This window comes from Streptomyces sp. NPDC028368, assembly GCF_055565615.1.
On record NZ_JBVHTY010000007.1, the window covers coordinates 407695 to 424429 of the forward strand.

Below are 16735 nucleotides of genomic sequence, written 5' to 3' on the forward strand. Positions count from 1 at the left end.
GCCCCTCAGGGAGGCGCTGCGCGCCATGAGCAATATTCCGGAGACGGGCCGGACCTCCCGGGTCACGGTCCGTCTCATCGCGATTCAGATCCTGGTCTTCTCCCTGCTGCTCACCCTCGGCGGCCGGCTCTGGTACCTGCAGATCCGTAACGGCCAGGAGTACGCCAACGAGGCCAAGTCCAACCACGTCCAGCAGGTCGTCGAGCCCGCCACTCGCGGCTCCATCCTCGATGCGCGCGGCGTGCCGCTGGCCGACAACCAGACCCGTCTGGTGGTCTCCGCCAGCCGGACCGACCTGCTGAAGATGAAGGACGACGGCAAGGCCGTGCTCGGCCGGCTCTCCAAGGTGCTCGGCCTGTCCGAACAGGAGATCCGCAACAAGGTCCGGCTGTGCGACGCCAAGACCCCGCAGCCCTGCTGGAACGGCTCGCCGTACCAGCCGATCCCGATCACCGACGAGGCCACCACCCAGCAGGCCCTCCAGATCCGCGAGCGCAGCGAGGACTTCCCCGGCATCAGCGCCGAGCCCACCGCCGTCCGCCGCTACGCCGCCCCCGGCAACGCCAACACCGCCCAGGTCCTCGGCTATCTCTCGCCGGTCACCGACGTCGAGATCAACAAGGCCAAGAACAGCCGTTCGCCGCTGCTGCGTTCCGACCAGATCGGCCGGTCGGGGCTGGAGCGTACGTACGACAGCGATCTGCGCGGCAAGGCCGGCGTCACCCGCTACGAGGTCGACAATCTCGGCCGGGTCATCGGCAAGGCCAAGAGCGACCCGCAGGTGCCCGGCGCCAACGTCGTCACCAGCATCGACGCCCGCGTCCAGGCCGTCACCGAAAAAGAGCTCGACCAGGCGATGAAGGACGCCCGCAAGGAGGTCGACAAGAACACCGGCACCAACTACAAGGCCGACTCGGGCGCCGCGGTCGTCATGGAGGCCAAGACCGGCCGGGTGGTGGCGATGGCCTCCAGCCCCGCCTACGACCCCAATGCCTGGGTCGGCGGGATCTCCGGCAAGGACTACGCCCACCTGACGGGTAAGAAGTCGAACTACCCGCTGCTCAACCGCGCCATCCAGGGCCAGGCCGCCCCGGGCTCCATCTTCAAGGTCATCTCGACCACCGCCGCGGTCAACGCCGGCTACCCGTTCAACGGCCACTACCCCTGCACCAGCGCCATGAGCATCGGCGGCCAGACCTTCAAGAACTTCGAGTCGGAGAACTTCGGGCCGATCAGCCTGGGCCGCGCGCTGGAGGTCTCCTGCGACACCGTCTTCTACGGCCTGGCCTACCAGCAGTGGCAGAAGGACGGCGGCAACAAGCCCAGGCACGACCCCGCGGACTGGTTCTACCGGACCGCCCACCAGTTCGGCCTCGGGAAGGAGACCGGCATCGACCTGCCCAACGAGGTCACCGGCCGGGTCCCGGACCGCCAGTGGAAGAAGGACTACTGGAAGGCCAACAAGGACGGCTGGTGTGCGCAGGGCAAGAACGCCGACGACTATGTCTCCAAGATCGCCAAGGAGAACTGCGAGTCCGGCATGAAGATGCGCGCCGGTGACTCCGTCAACTACTCGATCGGCCAGGGCGACACCCTCGTCACCCCGATCCAGATGGCCACCATCTACGGCGCCATCTCCAACGGCGGCACCCTCTACAACCCGACCGTCGGCAAGGCCGTCGTCAGCCCCGACGGCAAGCACGTACGCCAGATCCAGCCGAAGTCGCACGGCAGGCTGCCCGACAGCTCCAAGACGCTCCAGCAGATCGACAGCGCGCTGGCCGGTGTCGCCACCCGGGGTACCGCCGCCTGGCGGTTCGGCGGCTGGCCCCAGGACAAGATCCCGATGCACGCCAAGACCGGTACGGCCGAGGTCTACGGCAAGCAGACGACGTCCTGGTTCGCCACGTACACCAAGGACTACACGATCGTCATGACGATTGCCCAGGGTGGTACGGGCTCCGGCGCCTCCGGTCCGGCCGTACGCAAGATCTACAACGCCATCTACGGCGTCAACGACAAGGGCGACATCGACAACAAGGCCGCCCTGCTCCCGAAGCCCGAGGCCAAGCTGCCCAAGATCGAGGACGACGGCACGATCCAGGCCCAGGTCATCAAGCCGTATGTCCCGCCGAAGCCGTCGTCGTCCGCATCGGGGAGCCCAGAGTGACGACCAGCCACACGTCCCGGACGTTCTCCATCCGCCGTTACAGCCCCGAACTCGGCACCTGGGGCAAGCTCACCGCGCGCGACTCACTCTTCCGCAAGCTCGACTGGGTGCTGCTGCTGTCGTGCGTGGCGCTGTCCGCGATGGGTGCGGTGCTGGTCTTCTCCGCCACCCGTAACCGCACCGAACTCAACCACGGCGACGAGTACTTCTTCTTCCTGCACCATCTCCTCAACACCGGCATCGGACTGGCGATGGCCGCGGGCACCATCTGGCTCGGCCACCGCACCCTGCGCGGCGCGATCCCGGTCCTGTACGGCCTGTCGGTCATCCTGGCGCTGCTCGTCCTGACCCCGCTGGGCGCCACCATCAACGGCTCGCGCTCCTGGCTGGCGATCCCCGGCGGCTTCTCCCTCCAGCCCGCCGAATTCGCGAAGATCACCATCACGCTCGGCATGGCGATGATCCTCGCGGCCAGGGTCGACGCCGGCGACCGCCCGCACCCCGACCACCGCACCGTCGTCCAGGCCCTGGGCCTCGCCGCCGTCCCGGTGGGGATCATCCTGCTGATGCCGGACCTCGGCTCGGTCATGGTCCTCGGCGCCATCATCCTCGGCGTACTGCTCTCCTCCGGCGCCTCCAACCGCTGGATCCTGGGCCTGCTGGGCACCGGCGTCGTCGGCTGCCTCGCCATCTGGCAGCTCGGCCTGCTCGACGAGTACCAGATCGCCCGCTTCGCCGCCTTCGCCAACCCGAGCCTGGATCCCGCCGGCGTTGGCTACAACACCAACCAGGCCCGCATCGCCATCGGCGGCGGCGGACTGACCGGCTCCGGCCTCTTCCACGGCAGTCAGACCACCGGCCAGTTCGTCCCCGAACAGCAGACGGACTTCATCTTCACCGTCGCCGGCGAGGAACTGGGCTTCCTGGGCGCGGGCCTGATCATCCTCCTGCTGGGCGTCGTCCTGTGGCGCGCCTGCCGGATCGCCCACGAAACCACCGAGCTCTACGGCACCATCGTCGCCGCCGGCATCATCGCCTGGTTCTCCTTCCAGGCCTTCGAGAACATCGGCATGACCCTCGGCATCATGCCCGTCACCGGTCTCCCGCTGCCCTTTGTCTCCTACGGCGGCACCTCGATGTTCGCCGTATGGATCGCCATAGGGCTGCTGCAGTCGATCCGGGTGCAGCGGCCGGTTTCGGCCGGCTGAGGCACCCGGAGGGAACAGCCGGAGAAAGCAGCCGGAGAAAGCAGGGGGTCCGGGCCTACTGGTCCGGGCCCCCGCTCGCGTGCAGCTCGAACCACAGCGACCCGGACCGGGGCGGCCCCTCGCACGGGGTGGTGCCCCAGTGATCGGCGAGGCGGGTGAGCAGGAGCAGCCGGTGGTCGGACTCCTCCTCCGGCGGCGGTGCGAGGGCCGAGTCATGGACGCTGATGTGCAGGCCGTGCGGGCCGGTCAGCGTGCGGAGCAGGATGTCCTCGGTCGCGGGGGTGCGCAGATGGGAGCGGGTGACCGCTTCCGAGGTGAGCAGCACCGCGGTCTCGAGCAGGGCGCACAGCGGCGTACGGCGGAGCACGGCGCGGACGAGGTCGCGGGCGACCCTGGGGGCGGCGGGGGTGCTCGGTACGGTCAGCAGGCACGGACGGCTGCCGGCCGGGATGCGGCCAGGCGTCCCGATGACGGCTGGGACGGTATGGGGGTGCACGGGTGTCTCCCTCCCCGGAGGGTCGAGTGAGCGCCTGGCGCCACCCAGCGTGGATGGCTGGTGACACACCGTAATTCACCGCCCGGCGTGCGCGCCAGTGCTCCCTGCGCCCCGGACGGTAGTGCCGGACGGGTGGTCGCCGGTGGGCCGGATGGATAAATTCGATTTATGGCGGACACCGTGCGGGAGATCGAGCGGAAGTACGAGGCCACCGACGACACAGAGCTGCCCGACCTGACCACGGTGGACCGGGTGGCGGCCGTGGTGGAGCAGGGCGTCACGGCCCTGGACGCCCTGTATTACGACACCGCCGACCACAGACTCGCCGCGGCCGGCCTCACGCTGCGCCGGCGCACCGGCGGAGCGGACGAAGGCTGGCATCTGAAGCTGCCGGTCGCGCTCGGCGTCCGGGACGAGGTGCGGGCACCGCTCTCCGATACGCCGCCGCAGGAGCTGACGGCGCTTGTGCGGTCGCGGACGCTCGGCCGGGAGCTGGTGCCCGTCATCCGGCTGTGGACGCGGCGTACGGCCCATCTGCTCCAGGACGCCGACGGTGCGACGCTCGCCGAGCTCGCGGTCGACGCGGTGCGGGCGGAGCGCGCCGGCCGGCCAGGGGCTGAGGTCCGCTGGCACGAGATCGAGGTGGAGCTGACGGGGGAGGGCGGTGGCGACGACGCCCTCCTGGACGGGGTCGGCGAGGCGCTGGCCGCATCCGGGGTGCGGCCCGCCAGGGCGGCGTCGAAGCTGGCGCGGGCGCTGGCCGAGACGGCTCCGCAGGGCGGGCCGGAAAAGCCCGGCAAGCGGCCCGCCGGGAGCGAGCGGTCCGGCAGGGGCAAGCGGCCCGGGAAGAAGGCTCGCACCGCGGGTGACGTCGTCCTGCGCTATGTCCGTGAACAGGTGCGGGTGATCATCGAGCTGGATCCGGCCGTGCGCCGCGATCTGCCCGACTCCGTGCACCAGATGCGGGTCGCCACCCGCCGCCTGCGCAGCGCGTTCCGCTCCTACACCAAGGTCCTGGACCGCTCCGTCACCCGGCCCATCAGCCTCGAACTCAGGTGGCTGGCCGCGGCGTTGGGGGTGGACCGGGACCGGGAGGTGCTGACCGCGCGGCTGCGGGACGCGCTGGCGAAGGTGCCCCGGACGCTGCGGCTCGGCCCGGTGTCCGCCCGGCTGCGCATCTGGTCGCAGCGGCGCCGGCTGGGCTCGCGGCAAGAGGTGCTCGCCGTACTGGAGGGCGAGCGCTATCTGGAGCTGCTGCGGACCCTGGAGGCCCTGTCGGCCGAGCCGCCGCTGCGCAAGGCCGCCGCGCGGCCCGCGCCGGAGGCGCTGGCCAGGGCCGTGCTGAAGGACTACGCCCGGCTGGCCCGCCGCGTCGAGGCGGCGCTGGACACCCCGGCCGGAGTCGCCCGGGACGAGGCGCTGCACCGCGCCCGCAAGGCGGCCAAGCGCACGCGGTACGCGGCGGAGGCGGCTCGTCCGGCGCTCGGCAAGTCCGCAAAAAAGTTCGCCAAGCGAACGAAGCGGGTGCAGCAGGTGCTCGGCGACCACCAGGACAGCGTGGTCGCCCGCGGCGCCCTGCGCGAGCTGGCGGCCCAGGCCCAGCGGGCGGGCGAGGCCGCGTTCACCTTCGGTCTGCTCTACGGGCGCGAGGAGGCCCTGGCGGCGCAACGGGAGCGGGAACTGCCCGGGGTCTGGGCGAAGCTCGCCCGGTCCGGGCTGCGGTCCGAACTCGCGGCGGCACCGCACCGGTGATCTTCGCGCCAAGATCGCCGTATCGAGGGCGGCTCCGGGCGGGTTACGCTTGTGAGTCGCCCTTGCCAGCTCACGAAAGTTCGCGAGATGTCTGCCGAATCGGTCTTCCCACAGCTCGAGGCCCTGCTCCCGCATGTGCAGAAGCCCATCCAGTATGTCGGCGGTGAGCTGAATTCCACCGTCAAGGAGTGGGACTCCTGCGACGTCAGATGGTCTCTCATGTACCCGGACGCGTACGAGGTGGGTCTGCCCAACCAGGGCGTCATGATCCTTTACGAGGTCCTCAACGAGCAGGAGGGCGTGCTCGCCGAGCGCACGTACAGCGTGTGGCCGGACCTCGAGGCGCTGATGCGCGAGCACAACGTCCCGCAGTTCACCGTCGACGCGCACCGCCCGGTCGGCGCCTTCGACGTGCTCGGCGTCTCCTTCTCCACCGAGCTGGGCTACACCAACCTGCTCACCGCCCTGGACCTGGCCGGCGTCCCGATCGAGGCCAAGGACCGTACCGAGGACCACCCGCTGATCCTCGCGGGCGGCCACGCCGCCTTCAACCCGGAGCCGATCGCGGACTTCCTGGACTGCGCGGTGGTCGGCGACGGCGAGCAGGCGGTGCTGGAGATCACCGAGATCATCCGCGCCTGGAAGGCCGAGGGCCGGCCCGGCGGCCGCGATGAACTGCTGTTCCGCCTCGCGAAGACCGGCAGCGTCTACGTCCCCAAGTTCTACGACGTCGAGTACCTGGCCGACGGCCGGATCTCCCGCGTCGTCCCGAACCGCTCCGGCGTCCCGTGGCGGGTCTCCAAGCACACCGTCATGGACCTCGACGAGTGGCCCTACCCCAAGCAGCCGCTCGTCCCCCTGGCCGAGACCGTCCACGAGCGGATGTCGGTCGAGATCTTCCGTGGCTGCACCCGCGGCTGCCGTTTCTGCCAGGCCGGCATGATCACGCGTCCCGTACGGGAGCGAAGCATCACCGGCATCGGCGAGATGGTGGACAAGGGTCTGAAGGCCACGGGATTCGAGGAGGTCGGCCTGCTGTCGCTGTCCTCCGCGGACCACACCGAGATCGGTGACGTCGCGAAGGGCCTCGCCGACCGGTACGAGGAAGACAAGATCGGCCTGTCGCTGCCGTCGACCCGCGTCGACGCCTTCAACATCGATCTTGCCAACGAACTGACGCGCAACGGCCGCCGCTCGGGTCTGACCTTCGCGCCGGAGGGCGGCTCGGAGCGCATCCGCAAGGTCATCAACAAGATGGTCTCGGAAGAGGACCTGATCAGGACCGTCTCGACGGCCTACGGCAACGGCTGGCGGCAGGTGAAGCTGTACTTCATGTGCGGTCTGCCGACCGAGACCGACGAGGACGTCCTGCAGATCGGCGACATGGCGGTCAAGGTCATCGCCGAGGGCCGCAAGGTCTCCGGGCAGAACGACATCCGCTGCACGGTATCCATCGGCGGTTTCGTCCCCAAGCCGCACACCCCCTTCCAGTGGGCCCCGCAGCTCTCCGCCGAGGAGACCGACGCCCGGCTGACGAAGCTGCGCGACAAGATCCGCGGCGACAAGAAGTACGGCCGCTCCATCGGCTTCCGCTACCACGACGGCAAGCCCGGCATCGTCGAGGGCCTGCTCTCCCGCGGCGACCGCCGCATCGGCTCGGTCATCCGCGCCGTCTACGAGGGCGGCGGCCGCTTCGACGGCTGGCGCGAGCACTTCTCGTACGACCGCTGGATGAAGGCCGCCGAGGAGACGCTGCCCGCCTTCGGCGTGGACGTCGCCTGGTACACCACCCGTGAGCGCACCTACGAGGAGGTCCTGCCCTGGGACCACCTCGACTCCGGTCTCGACAAGGACTGGCTCTGGGAGGACTGGCAGGACGCCCTCGACGAGACCGAGGTCGAGGACTGCCGCTGGACCCCGTGCTTCGACTGCGGCGTGTGTCCGCAACTCGACCTCGACATCCAAATCGGGCCGACCGGCAAGAAGCTGCTGCCGCTGTCGGTCGTCAAGTAAGCAGTATCCGTACGCCACTTCGGCCCGGTCCCGCCCCCGTGCGGTGGCCGGGCCGCGGTGTACTCGCGCACAATGAGCCGGTGTCTCCGACGCTGATCGCACCCACCGCCGCCGTCCACGCCTCCTTTCTCGCCGCGATGGAGGAATTCCGGGCCGACGGAGTGGGGAGCGATCCCTACTCCAGCCTGGCGCGCGAGCTGCGGACTTGGGGCGCCCGCTGGCCTACCGCCGAGGGGTTTGCCGCGTACCTGGACCTGGTCGGCGGCATCGGCTCCGAGGAACGCGCCGACGGTGTGGTCCCCAAGACCACGCGCTGGTGGGTCGACGGCGACACCTACCTGGGCCGCGTCACCTTCCGCCACCGCCTCACCCCCTCCCTCCTCACCTGGAGCGGCCACATCGGCTACGCGGTGCGCCCCGGCGCCCGCCGTCGCGGCCATGCCACCGCGATGCTGCGCGCCGCGCTGTCCATCGCCCATCACGAGCTGGGCATAGACCCGGTACTGATCACCTGTGATGACACCAACACCGCCTCACGTAAGGTCATCGAGGCCTGTGGCGGGGTGTTCGAGGACCAGCGGGACCAGCGGCTGCGTTACTGGATCCACGCCTGCGCGCACACCGGCTGAGGCGGCTTGAGCACGAGGGGGAGAGGCCGATGGAGCCCACCGACAGGGACCGGCGGATGCCCGCCTCGTACGAGCCGGGCGAGGGCTGTCTGACCACGGCGCTCCGGCTGCCGATCCGGATCGTGGTGCTGGTGCTCGTAGTGCCGGTGCGGTTGGTCTGGGATGCGGTGGCGGCCTGCGCCAAGGCCGTGGACCGTACGGTGCTGCGCCCCCTGGGCCGCGGACTGGCCTGGCTGTGGCGGCACCTCGTGGTGATCCCGGCCGGGTGGATCTGGCGGACGCTCGTCGTCGCCCCGGTGGCGTGGCTGGTGCGCTATCTGATCGTCGTTCCCGGCGGGTGGCTGTATGCGTATGTGCTGACGCCCATCGGGCGGGGGATTGCCTGGCTGGCGTGGGGTGTCGGTGTGGCGTTGGCGTGGGTGGGCAAGGCGTTGTTCGTATGGCCATGGGTGGCGTTGTGGCGTTATGTCGTGGCGCCCATCGGCCGGGGGACCGGTGTCGTGCTGGGTTGGCTGGTGCGCTGTCTGGTCGTTATTCCTGCTCAGTGGCTGTATGCGCAGGCGCTGACGCCCATCGGGCGGGGGGTTGCCTGGCTGGCGCGGGGTGTCGGTGTGGCGTTGGCGTGGGTGGGCAAGGCGTTGTTCGTGTGGCCGTGGGTGGTGTTGTGGCGGTATGTCGTGGCGCCCATCGGCCGGGGCCTCGCCTGGCTGGCGCGCGGTGTAGGGGCGGTCGTCGCCACGCTCGTTCGATGGATCTTCATCGTCCCGGGCCTCGCGCTGTGGCGGCATGTGCTGCAGCCCACCGGGCGGGCGCTGGCCGCCGTGGTGACCGTGCTGGTCCGTGAGATCGGGGATGCGCTCGGGCACTGCTGGCGGGCCGCGGGGTTCCTCTCCCGGGCGGTCGGCCGGTTCCTGGCGTCGGTGGTGCGGTGGCTCGTCGCCGAACCGGCCCGCTGGGTGTACCGGACCCTGCTCACCCCGCTCGGGCACGGCATCCGCGACGGCATCTGGCGACCCGTCCGGCACGCTGCGGGCGCCGCCGGCCGGGCTGCCCGCCGGGCCGTGAGTGCCGCCCGTCAGAGCGTGCGGCAGACCCGGAGGGAGATCCGCCGCGCCCTGTTCGGCGCGCCCGGGGAACCGGCGCGCACCGCGGCCGTACCGCCCCGCCGGGAACCGGGCACCCCCGAGGCACGTACTCTAGGTAGCAGTACGACCGCACTCACGAAGGACTGAGCGACACTGGGCAAGCGACAGCCCGAAGGCCCGCCGCCCGCACCGGCGGTGCAGCGCATCCGACTGCGCTACACCAAGCGCGGCCGCCTCCGGTTCACCAGCCACCGCGACTTCCAGCGCGCTTTCGAGCGCGCACTGCGCCGCGCCGAGGTCCCCATGGCCTATTCGGCGGGCTTCACCCCGCACCCCAAGGTGTCGTACGCCAATGCCGCACCGACGGGTACGGGCAGCGAGGCCGAGTATCTGGAGATCCAGCTCACCGAGCACCGCGATCCGGTCACGCTCCGCGAGCTCCTGGACGAGTCGCTGCCGACGGGGCTCGATGTGATCGACGCCGTCGAGGCGCACACCAGTGGTCTCGCCGACCGGCTCCAGGCCTCGGTGTGGGAGATCCGGCTCGACGAGGTACCGGCCGATGCGGCCGCGGCCGCCGTCGAGACGTTCCTCGCCGCTGAAGAAGTACAGGTCGAGCGCCGCACCAAGAACGGCATGCGCAGCTTCGACGCCCGCGCGGCGGTGCTGAGCCTGGAAGCCGCCGAGCCCGAGGGCGATAGGCCCGACGGCAAAGCCTGTGCGATACTGCGGCTGGTTGTTCGGCATCTGACACCTGCCGTGCGACCCGACGACGTCCTGTCCGGTCTCCGAGCTGCGGCCGACCTGGCGCCGCCGGTCCCCGCTGCGGTGACCAGGCTGGCGCAGGGGCCGCTCGATGAGGAGTCCGGTGCGGTGACCGACCCGCTTGCGCCCGACCGCGACGCTGCCACGGCCGCCCCATCCACGGCCGCCGGGCCAAGTGCCGCGAAGGCGGCGAGTGGGGTATCTCCGGAAGCCGGGGAAGGTACTGCGTAGGACCGCCGTCGTCGCGTCGCCGATCAGCCAGGGAACGTCCCCGGCCCGGCAGACGCACTGACCAGGAGACTTTCGCCGGTCCCCGACCTACGGGCCCGGCGAGCGAGACGACAGCTCCCGTGCGGCGCCCGCGCCCCGGACAGCGGAACCGCGCTCATCACGCGGACCGCAGCCGGAATCAGGCGACGGCGCCCGGGAGCGTGACGGGAGAACCGCCCGCATGCTCGAACCAATTGAGCCCAATGAATCCACGCAGTCCGCGGACCGTGGTTTCGACGACAACCACTCGCCCGGCGACACGCTGCCGCCGCGCCGCAGGCGCCGTGCGGCATCCCGGCCGGCCGGCCCGCCCACGGGCGCCGCTGCCGGCGAGGCCGCCGTGGTGAGCGCCGAGAGTCCGGCGACGGCGCAGCCCGCCGCCGATGAGAGCACCGCCTCCGCGGTCACCACGGGGGACGAGGCCAAGCCGGCCCGTACCCGCCGCCGTGCGACCCGTAAGGCCACCGCACCCGCCGGTGCCCCGCAGACGAGCGAGGCCGAGCCGGTTCCGGCCGCGGCCCCCGCGATCGTCGAGGCCCCGGCGGCCGAGGACGAGGCCAAGCCGGCCCGTGCGCGCCGTCGCGCCACCCGTAAGGCCACCGCTCCGGCCGGATCGCCGCAGGCGAACGAGGCCGCCCCGGCCCCGGCTGCCGTCGAGACACCCGAGCCGGCCCCGGCCGCGGCCCCCGCGGTCGTCGAGGCGCCGGCGGCCGAGGACGAGGCCAAGCCGGCCCGTACGCGCCGTCGCGCCACCCGTAAGGCCACCGCTCCGGCCGGGTCCCCCCAGGTGAGCGAGACCGAGGAGCCCGCCGCCGCGGCCGCTCCCGTCGCCGCGGCGGAGCCGGTCGCGGAGCCCGCCGCCGAGGTCGTCGAGGAAGCCAAGCCCGCCCGTGCGCGCCGTCGCGCCACCCGCAAGGTGACCGCGCCCGAGGGCGCGCCGCAGGCCGCAGCGGAAGCCGCCCCCGCGGCGGAGCCCGAGGCCGCCGAGCCCAAGCGCCGGGCGCGGCGCCGCGGTGAGCAGGCCGTGGAGCCGGTCGCCGAGGCGCCCCGCGCCGAGGAGAAGGCCGCGCCGGAGGCCCCGGTGCGCGGCCGTCGCCGGGCGCAGCGTCCACCGACCGCCGTCTTCCAGGCGCCGGTCTTCGCCGAGCCGATGTTCCAGACCCCGGAGACCGCGGCCGCCGCACACGCCGCGGCCCGCCAGGAGGAAGCCGCCGCCGAGCCCGAGGAGCAGCCCGCCGGTGGCCCGCGCCGGCGCCGTCGTCGTGGTGCCCCGGTCGAGCCGCAGGCCGCGGCTCCGGTGGAGGAGCAGGAGGCCGAGGAGGCCGAGGAGGCCGTCGAGGCCGAGGAAGAGCCCGAGCAGGGCGAGGCCGGGTACGGCGACGAGGAGTCGGGCGATCGTCCCTCGCGCCGCCGTCGTCGCGGTGGCCGTCGCCGTCGTCGCGGTGAGGCCGCCGAGGGCGGCGAGGAGCAGCCCGAGCAGGCCCGCGCAGCCGAGGAGGCGGAGGCCGAGGAGGCCGCCGAGTTCGAGGAGCAGGCCGCCGAGGAGTCGCAGGAGGCCGCGGACGAGCAGGGCGGTGGCGGCTCCAGCAGCAGCCGTCGTCGCCGTCGCCGTCGTCGCCGCAGCGGTGACGCCGCCGAGGTCGAGGCCGGTCCCGGTGACGACCCGGAGCGCACCGTCGTCAAGGTCCGCGAGCCCCGTAAGAAGGACGAGGGGACCAGCGCCGACGAGGTGCAGTCGATCAAGGGGTCGACGCGTCTGGAGGCCAAGAAGCAGCGCCGTCGCGAGGGCCGCGAGCAGGGCCGCCGCCGGGTGCCGATCATCACCGAGGCGGAGTTCCTCGCGCGTCGCGAGGCCGTCGAGCGGGTGATGGTCGTCCGCCAGAGCGGCGAGCGCACCCAGATCGGTGTGCTGGAGGACGACGTCCTCGTCGAGCACTTCGTCAACAAGGAGCAGGCGACCAGCTACGTCGGCAATGTCTACCTGGGCAAGGTGCAGAACGTTCTGCCGTCCATGGAGGCCGCCTTCGTCGACATCGGCAAGGGCCGCAACGCCGTCCTGTACGCCGGCGAGGTCAACTTCGAGGCGCTGGGCATGTCCAACGGCCCGCGCCGTATCGAGACCGCGCTGAAGTCCGGCCAGTCCGTGCTGGTGCAGGTCACCAAGGACCCCATCGGTCACAAGGGCGCCCGACTGACCAGCCAGGTCTCGCTGCCCGGCCGCTACCTGGTCTACGTGCCCGAGGGCTCGATGACCGGTATCAGCCGTAAGCTCCCGGACACCGAGCGGGCGCGGCTGAAGCAGATCCTCAAGAAGATTGTCCCCGAGGATGCGGGCGTCATCGTCCGTACCGCCGCGGAGGGCGCGAGCGAGGACGAGCTGCGCCGCGATGTCGAGCGGCTGCAGGCACAGTGGGAAGAGATCCAGAAGAAGGCGAAGGCGGCCTCCACCAGCGCGCCGACCCTGCTCTACGGCGAGCCGGACATGACCGTCCGGGTCGTCCGCGACATCTTCAACGAGGACTTCTCCAAGGTCATCGTCAGCGGTGACGAGGCCTGGGAGACCATCTACGGCTATGTCTCGCATGTCGCTCCGGACCTCGTGGACCGGCTGCAGAAGTGGACCTCGGACGTCGACGTCTTCGCGACGTACCGCATCGACGAGCAGCTGATGAAGGCGCTGGACCGCAAGGTCTGGCTGCCCAGCGGCGGCTCGCTGGTGATCGACAAGACCGAAGCCATGGTCGTGATCGACGTCAACACCGGGAAGTTCACCGGTCAGGGCGGCAATCTCGAGGAGACCGTCACCAGGAACAACCTGGAGGCGGCCGAGGAGATCGTGCGTCAGCTGCGGCTGCGCGACCTCGGCGGCATCGTCGTCATCGACTTCATCGACATGGTGCTGGAGTCCAACCGGGACCTGGTGCTGCGGCGGATGCTGGAGTGCCTGGGCCGGGACCGGACGAAGCACCAGGTGGCCGAGGTCACCTCGCTGGGCCTGGTCCAGATGACCCGTAAGCGGGTCGGCCAGGGCCTGCTGGAGGCCTTCTCCGAGCCCTGTGTGCACTGCAACGGCCGCGGCGTCATCGTCCACATGGACCAGCCGACGACGGCCGGCGGTGGCGGCAAGCGCAAGAAGAAGGGCAAGGGTGCAGCGGCCGAGCCGCATGTCCACGAGGTCGAGGCCGTCGAGCCGACCCCGGACGGAGGCGCACCGGAGCTGGAGCCCGCCCCGGTGACGGAGGCCGAGCTGCAGCCGGCGGTGGCCGATGCCGACGAGTGGTTCAGCAGCCCGGCGGAGGCCGAGGCGGCCGCCGGACGCGGTCGTGGCCGCCGTCGGGTGAGCCGGAAGGTGTCCGCCCCGGCGGGCGCCCCCAAGGCCGCGGCGGAGGCCGCCGCGATCGTGGTGCCGGTCGAGCCGGTGGCGGAGGCCGCCCCCGAGGCGGCGCCCGCTGCGGCGGAGGCCCCCGAGGCGCCGGCCGCGGAGCCCGCGCCGCCCCGTGCGCGCCGTCGTGCGACCCGTAGGGCGAGCGCTCCGGCGGGATCGCCCGAGGTCTCCGGCGAGTCCGCTGGGACCGTCGTGATCGCGGAGCCGGTGGCGGAGCCCGTCGCCGAGCCGGTTACGGAGCCGGCCGAGGCGCCCGCCGAGGCCGAGCCCGAGCCCGAGGCGGCGCCCGCCAAGAAGACGGCGAAGAAGGCGACGGCCAAGAAGGCCGCGGCCAAGAAGGCGCCCGCGAAGAAGGCCACGGCCAAGAAGGCGGCGGCGAAGAAGACCACCACCGCCAAGAAGGCCACGGTCAAGAAGACCGCCACGAAGAAGGTGGCGGCGAAGAAGACGACGAAGGCGGCGGCCAAGAAGACCACTGCCGCCGAGCAGTCCTCGGTCGCGTAAGCAGAGGCAAGGCCGGCCCCGGACCGTCAGCGGTCCGGGGCCGGTTTGACCCCCTGGTCGAGGGCCCGTAACCTTGACCGTCGGTGTCTATGACACCAAACCCCTGAGCAAACACCTCTCGGCTCCGCCGAGGGAGGCCGCTCGTCCACTCGGATTCCATGGGCCTTTCCAAGCCCATGTGAGCGGCTGGCATCAGAGGACCCGTTTCTAGCGAAAGAGAGTTCCGCGTGTACGCGATCGTGCGCACCGGCGGACGCCAGCAGAAGGTTGCTGTTGGCGACGTCATCGAGGTTGACCGCATTTCCACCAGCAAGGTCGGCGACACCGTCGAGCTCTCGACGCTGCTGGTCGTTGACGGCGACGCGGTCACCAGTGACCCGTGGGTCCTGGCCGGCGTGAAGGTCCAGACCGAGGTCGTCGACCACCACAAGGGCGACAAGATCCGGATCCAGAAGTACAAGAACAAGACCGGTTACAAGAAGCGCATCGGCCACCGTCAGCTCCACACGGCGCTGAAGATCACCGGCATCGACGCTCCGGCGAAGTAAGGGACTGACGAGACATGGCACACAAGAAGGGCGCATCGTCCACTCGGAACGGTCGCGACTCCAATGCTCAGCGGCTCGGCGTGAAGCGCTTCGGCGGTCAGGCCGTCCTCGCCGGTGAGATCCTGGTCCGCCAGCGTGGCACCCACTTCCACCCGGGCACGGGCGTCGGCCGCGGCGGCGACGACACCCTGTTCGCCCTGGCTGCCGGTGCGGTGCAGTTCGGCACCCACCGCGGCCGCAAGGTCGTGAACATCGTCCCGGTCGCCGAGTAATCTCGGCCCGGACGTAGCACAGCACCACCAGGGGCGGACCGCCTTTTCTCGCGCGAGCGGGAAGGCCGGTCCGCCCCTGGCGTGTTACGACAGAGACATTCCGCAGTACGCAGACAATCCCGTTTATCTGGAGGCACCACCACCATGACCACCTTCGTGGACCGCGTCGAGCTGCATGTCGCCGCGGGTAACGGAGGCCACGGCGTGGCCTCCGTCATGCGGGAGAAGTTCAAACCGCTGGGCGGCCCCGACGGCGGCAACGGCGGCCGCGGCGGCGATGTGATCCTGGTCGTCGACCAGGCCGTCACCACGCTCCTCGAATACCACCACCACCCGCATCGCAAGGCCACCAACGGTGCGCCGGGCGCGGGCGACAACCGTTCCGGCAAGAACGGCCAGGACCTGGTGCTGCCGGTCCCCGACGGCACCGTGGTCCTGGACGGCAACGGCGAGGTGCTGGCCGACCTCGTCGGCCAGGGCACCACCTTCATCGCCGGCCAGGGCGGCCGCGGCGGCCTCGGCAACGCCGCACTGGCCTCGGCCCGCCGCAAGGCCCCCGGCTTCGCGCTGCTCGGCGAGCCCGGCGAGGCCCGCGACATCGTCCTCGAGCTGAAAACCGTCGCGGACGTGGCGCTGGTCGGCTACCCCAGCGCCGGAAAGTCCTCCCTCATCTCGGTCCTCTCGGCCGCCAAGCCGAAAATCGCGGACTACCCCTTCACCACCCTGGTGCCCAACCTCGGTGTGGTGACGGCCGGTTCGACCGTCTACACCATCGCGGACGTCCCCGGTCTGATCCCCGGCGCCAGCCAGGGCAAGGGCCTGGGCCTGGAGTTCCTGCGGCACGTCGAGCGCTGCGAGGTGCTCGTCCACGTTCTGGACACCGCGACCCTGGAGTCCGACCGTGACCCGGTCTCCGACCTCGACACCATCGAGGAGGAGCTCACCCAGTACGGCGGTCTCGACAACCGTCCCCGGGTGGTCGTCCTCAACAAGATCGATGTGCCGGACGGCAAGGACCTCGCCGACCTGATCCGCCCCGACCTGGAGGAGCGCGGCTACCGCGTCTTCGAGGTCTCGGCGGTCGCCCATATGGGCCTCAAGGAGCTGTCGTACGCGCTGGCCGACATCGTCGCCAAGGCCCGTGCGGCCAAGCCCGTACAGGAAGCCACCCGTATCGTCATCCGGCCCAAGGCCGTGGACGACGCGGGCTTCACGGTCACGGCCGAGGGCGAGAACTTCTTCCGCGTACGGGGCGAGAAGCCCGAGCGCTGGATCCTCCAGACCGACTTCAACAACGACGAGGCCGTCGGTTACCTCGCCGACCGCCTGAACCGCCTGGGTGTGGAGGACGCGCTGCGCAAGGCGGGCGCCCACGCCGGCGACGGCATCGCCATCGGTGTCGAGGACAACGCCGTCGTGTTCGACTGGGAGCCGATGATGGCGGCCGGGGCGGAGATGCTGGGCCGCCGTGGCGAGGACCACCGTCTGGAGGCGCCCCGGGCGGCCGCGCAGCGCCGCAGGGACCGGGACGCGCAGCGGGACGAGGCCGACGAGGAGTACGACGGCTTCCGGCCGTTCTGACGGCGCCGCCGACGGCACTTGTCGGCCGGCAGGGAACGCACGACAACGGGGAAGGCC

General features: G+C 71.2%; 12 protein-coding genes. 11 read left to right on the top strand and 1 reads right to left on the bottom strand.

Features of this window, described 5'->3' with window-relative positions; all coding sequences use genetic code 11:
- The first annotated feature begins 25 nt into the window (after positions 1–25).
- Positions 26–2170, top strand: coding sequence for a penicillin-binding protein 2 (gene mrdA, locus ACZ4S3_RS19175; protein ID WP_467935393.1), 2145 nt, complete (start codon positions 26–28; stop codon positions 2168–2170).
- On the top strand, positions 2167–3378 hold the full coding sequence (rodA, locus tag ACZ4S3_RS19180) for a rod shape-determining protein RodA (RefSeq protein ID WP_467935398.1): 1212 nt from the start codon (positions 2167–2169) through the stop codon (positions 3376–3378). The genes mrdA and rodA overlap by 4 nt, the downstream gene beginning before the upstream one ends.
- A 55-nt stretch (positions 3379–3433) precedes the next feature.
- Here the strand turns inward: rodA and ACZ4S3_RS19185 are convergent, their stop codons facing one another.
- Positions 3434–3874, bottom strand: coding sequence for an ATP-binding protein (locus tag ACZ4S3_RS19185; protein WP_467935400.1), 441 nt, complete (start codon positions 3872–3874; stop codon positions 3434–3436).
- A gap of 168 nt (positions 3875–4042) precedes the next feature.
- Between ACZ4S3_RS19185 and ACZ4S3_RS19190 the strand changes: the two genes are divergently transcribed.
- The 9 genes from ACZ4S3_RS19190 to obgE all read left to right on the top strand — a co-directional run bounded on the left by ACZ4S3_RS19190 (position 4043) and on the right by obgE (position 16678).
- On the top strand, positions 4043–5626 hold the full coding sequence (locus ACZ4S3_RS19190; RefSeq protein WP_467935404.1) for a CYTH and CHAD domain-containing protein: 1584 nt from the start codon (positions 4043–4045) through the stop codon (positions 5624–5626).
- Positions 5627–5713: 87 nt separating this feature from the next.
- Positions 5714–7639, top strand: a complete 1926-nt coding sequence (locus ACZ4S3_RS19195) for a TIGR03960 family B12-binding radical SAM protein (RefSeq protein WP_467935408.1) — start codon at positions 5714–5716, stop codon at positions 7637–7639.
- A gap of 80 nt (positions 7640–7719) precedes the next feature.
- A complete protein-coding gene (locus ACZ4S3_RS19200; protein WP_467935412.1) occupies positions 7720–8268 on the top strand; it encodes a GNAT family N-acetyltransferase in 549 nt (182 codons plus the stop codon).
- A gap of 29 nt (positions 8269–8297) precedes the next feature.
- The gene (locus tag ACZ4S3_RS19205) at positions 8298–9500 is read left to right on the top strand and encodes a hypothetical protein (protein WP_467935416.1); all 1203 of its coding nucleotides are present in this window, start codon (positions 8298–8300) and stop codon (positions 9498–9500) included.
- A 48-nt stretch (positions 9501–9548) separates the two neighbouring features.
- Entirely contained in the window at positions 9549–10349 is an 801-nt protein-coding gene (locus ACZ4S3_RS19210) for a TIGR03936 family radical SAM-associated protein (protein ID WP_467935420.1), read from the top strand.
- A 220-nt stretch (positions 10350–10569) separates the two neighbouring features.
- Positions 10570–14277, top strand: coding sequence for an Rne/Rng family ribonuclease (locus ACZ4S3_RS19215; RefSeq protein ID WP_467935424.1), 3708 nt, complete (start codon positions 10570–10572; stop codon positions 14275–14277).
- 227 nt (positions 14278–14504) lie between these two features.
- Positions 14505–14825, top strand: a complete 321-nt coding sequence (gene rplU, locus ACZ4S3_RS19220; RefSeq protein ID WP_393542324.1) for a 50S ribosomal protein L21 — start codon at positions 14505–14507, stop codon at positions 14823–14825.
- Between the two features lie 14 nt (positions 14826–14839).
- Complete coding sequence (rpmA, locus tag ACZ4S3_RS19225; RefSeq protein WP_018088248.1) at positions 14840–15097, top strand: 50S ribosomal protein L27; 258 nt, start codon at positions 14840–14842, stop codon at positions 15095–15097.
- 144 nt (positions 15098–15241) lie between these two features.
- Complete coding sequence (gene obgE / locus ACZ4S3_RS19230) at positions 15242–16678, top strand: GTPase ObgE (protein WP_467935430.1); 1437 nt, start codon at positions 15242–15244, stop codon at positions 16676–16678.
- Positions 16679–16735 lie beyond the last annotated feature (57 nt).

What these genes read in the sequence shown, in the direction of transcription:
- obgE (WP_467935430.1), top strand. Translation starts at nt 15,242, where the DNA reads ATGACCACCTTCGTGGACCGCGTCGAGCTGCATGTCGCCGCGGGTAAC.
- ACZ4S3_RS19195 (WP_467935408.1), top strand. Translation starts at nt 5,714, where the DNA reads ATGTCTGCCGAATCGGTCTTCCCACAGCTCGAGGCCCTGCTCCCGCAT.
- ACZ4S3_RS19215 (WP_467935424.1), top strand. Translation starts at nt 10,570, where the DNA reads ATGCTCGAACCAATTGAGCCCAATGAATCCACGCAGTCCGCGGACCGT.
- ACZ4S3_RS19205 (WP_467935416.1), top strand. Translation starts at nt 8,298, where the DNA reads ATGGAGCCCACCGACAGGGACCGGCGGATGCCCGCCTCGTACGAGCCG.
- mrdA (WP_467935393.1), top strand. Translation starts at nt 26, where the DNA reads ATGAGCAATATTCCGGAGACGGGCCGGACCTCCCGGGTCACGGTCCGT.
- rpmA (WP_018088248.1), top strand. Translation starts at nt 14,840, where the DNA reads ATGGCACACAAGAAGGGCGCATCGTCCACTCGGAACGGTCGCGACTCC.
- ACZ4S3_RS19190 (WP_467935404.1), top strand. Translation starts at nt 4,043, where the DNA reads ATGGCGGACACCGTGCGGGAGATCGAGCGGAAGTACGAGGCCACCGAC.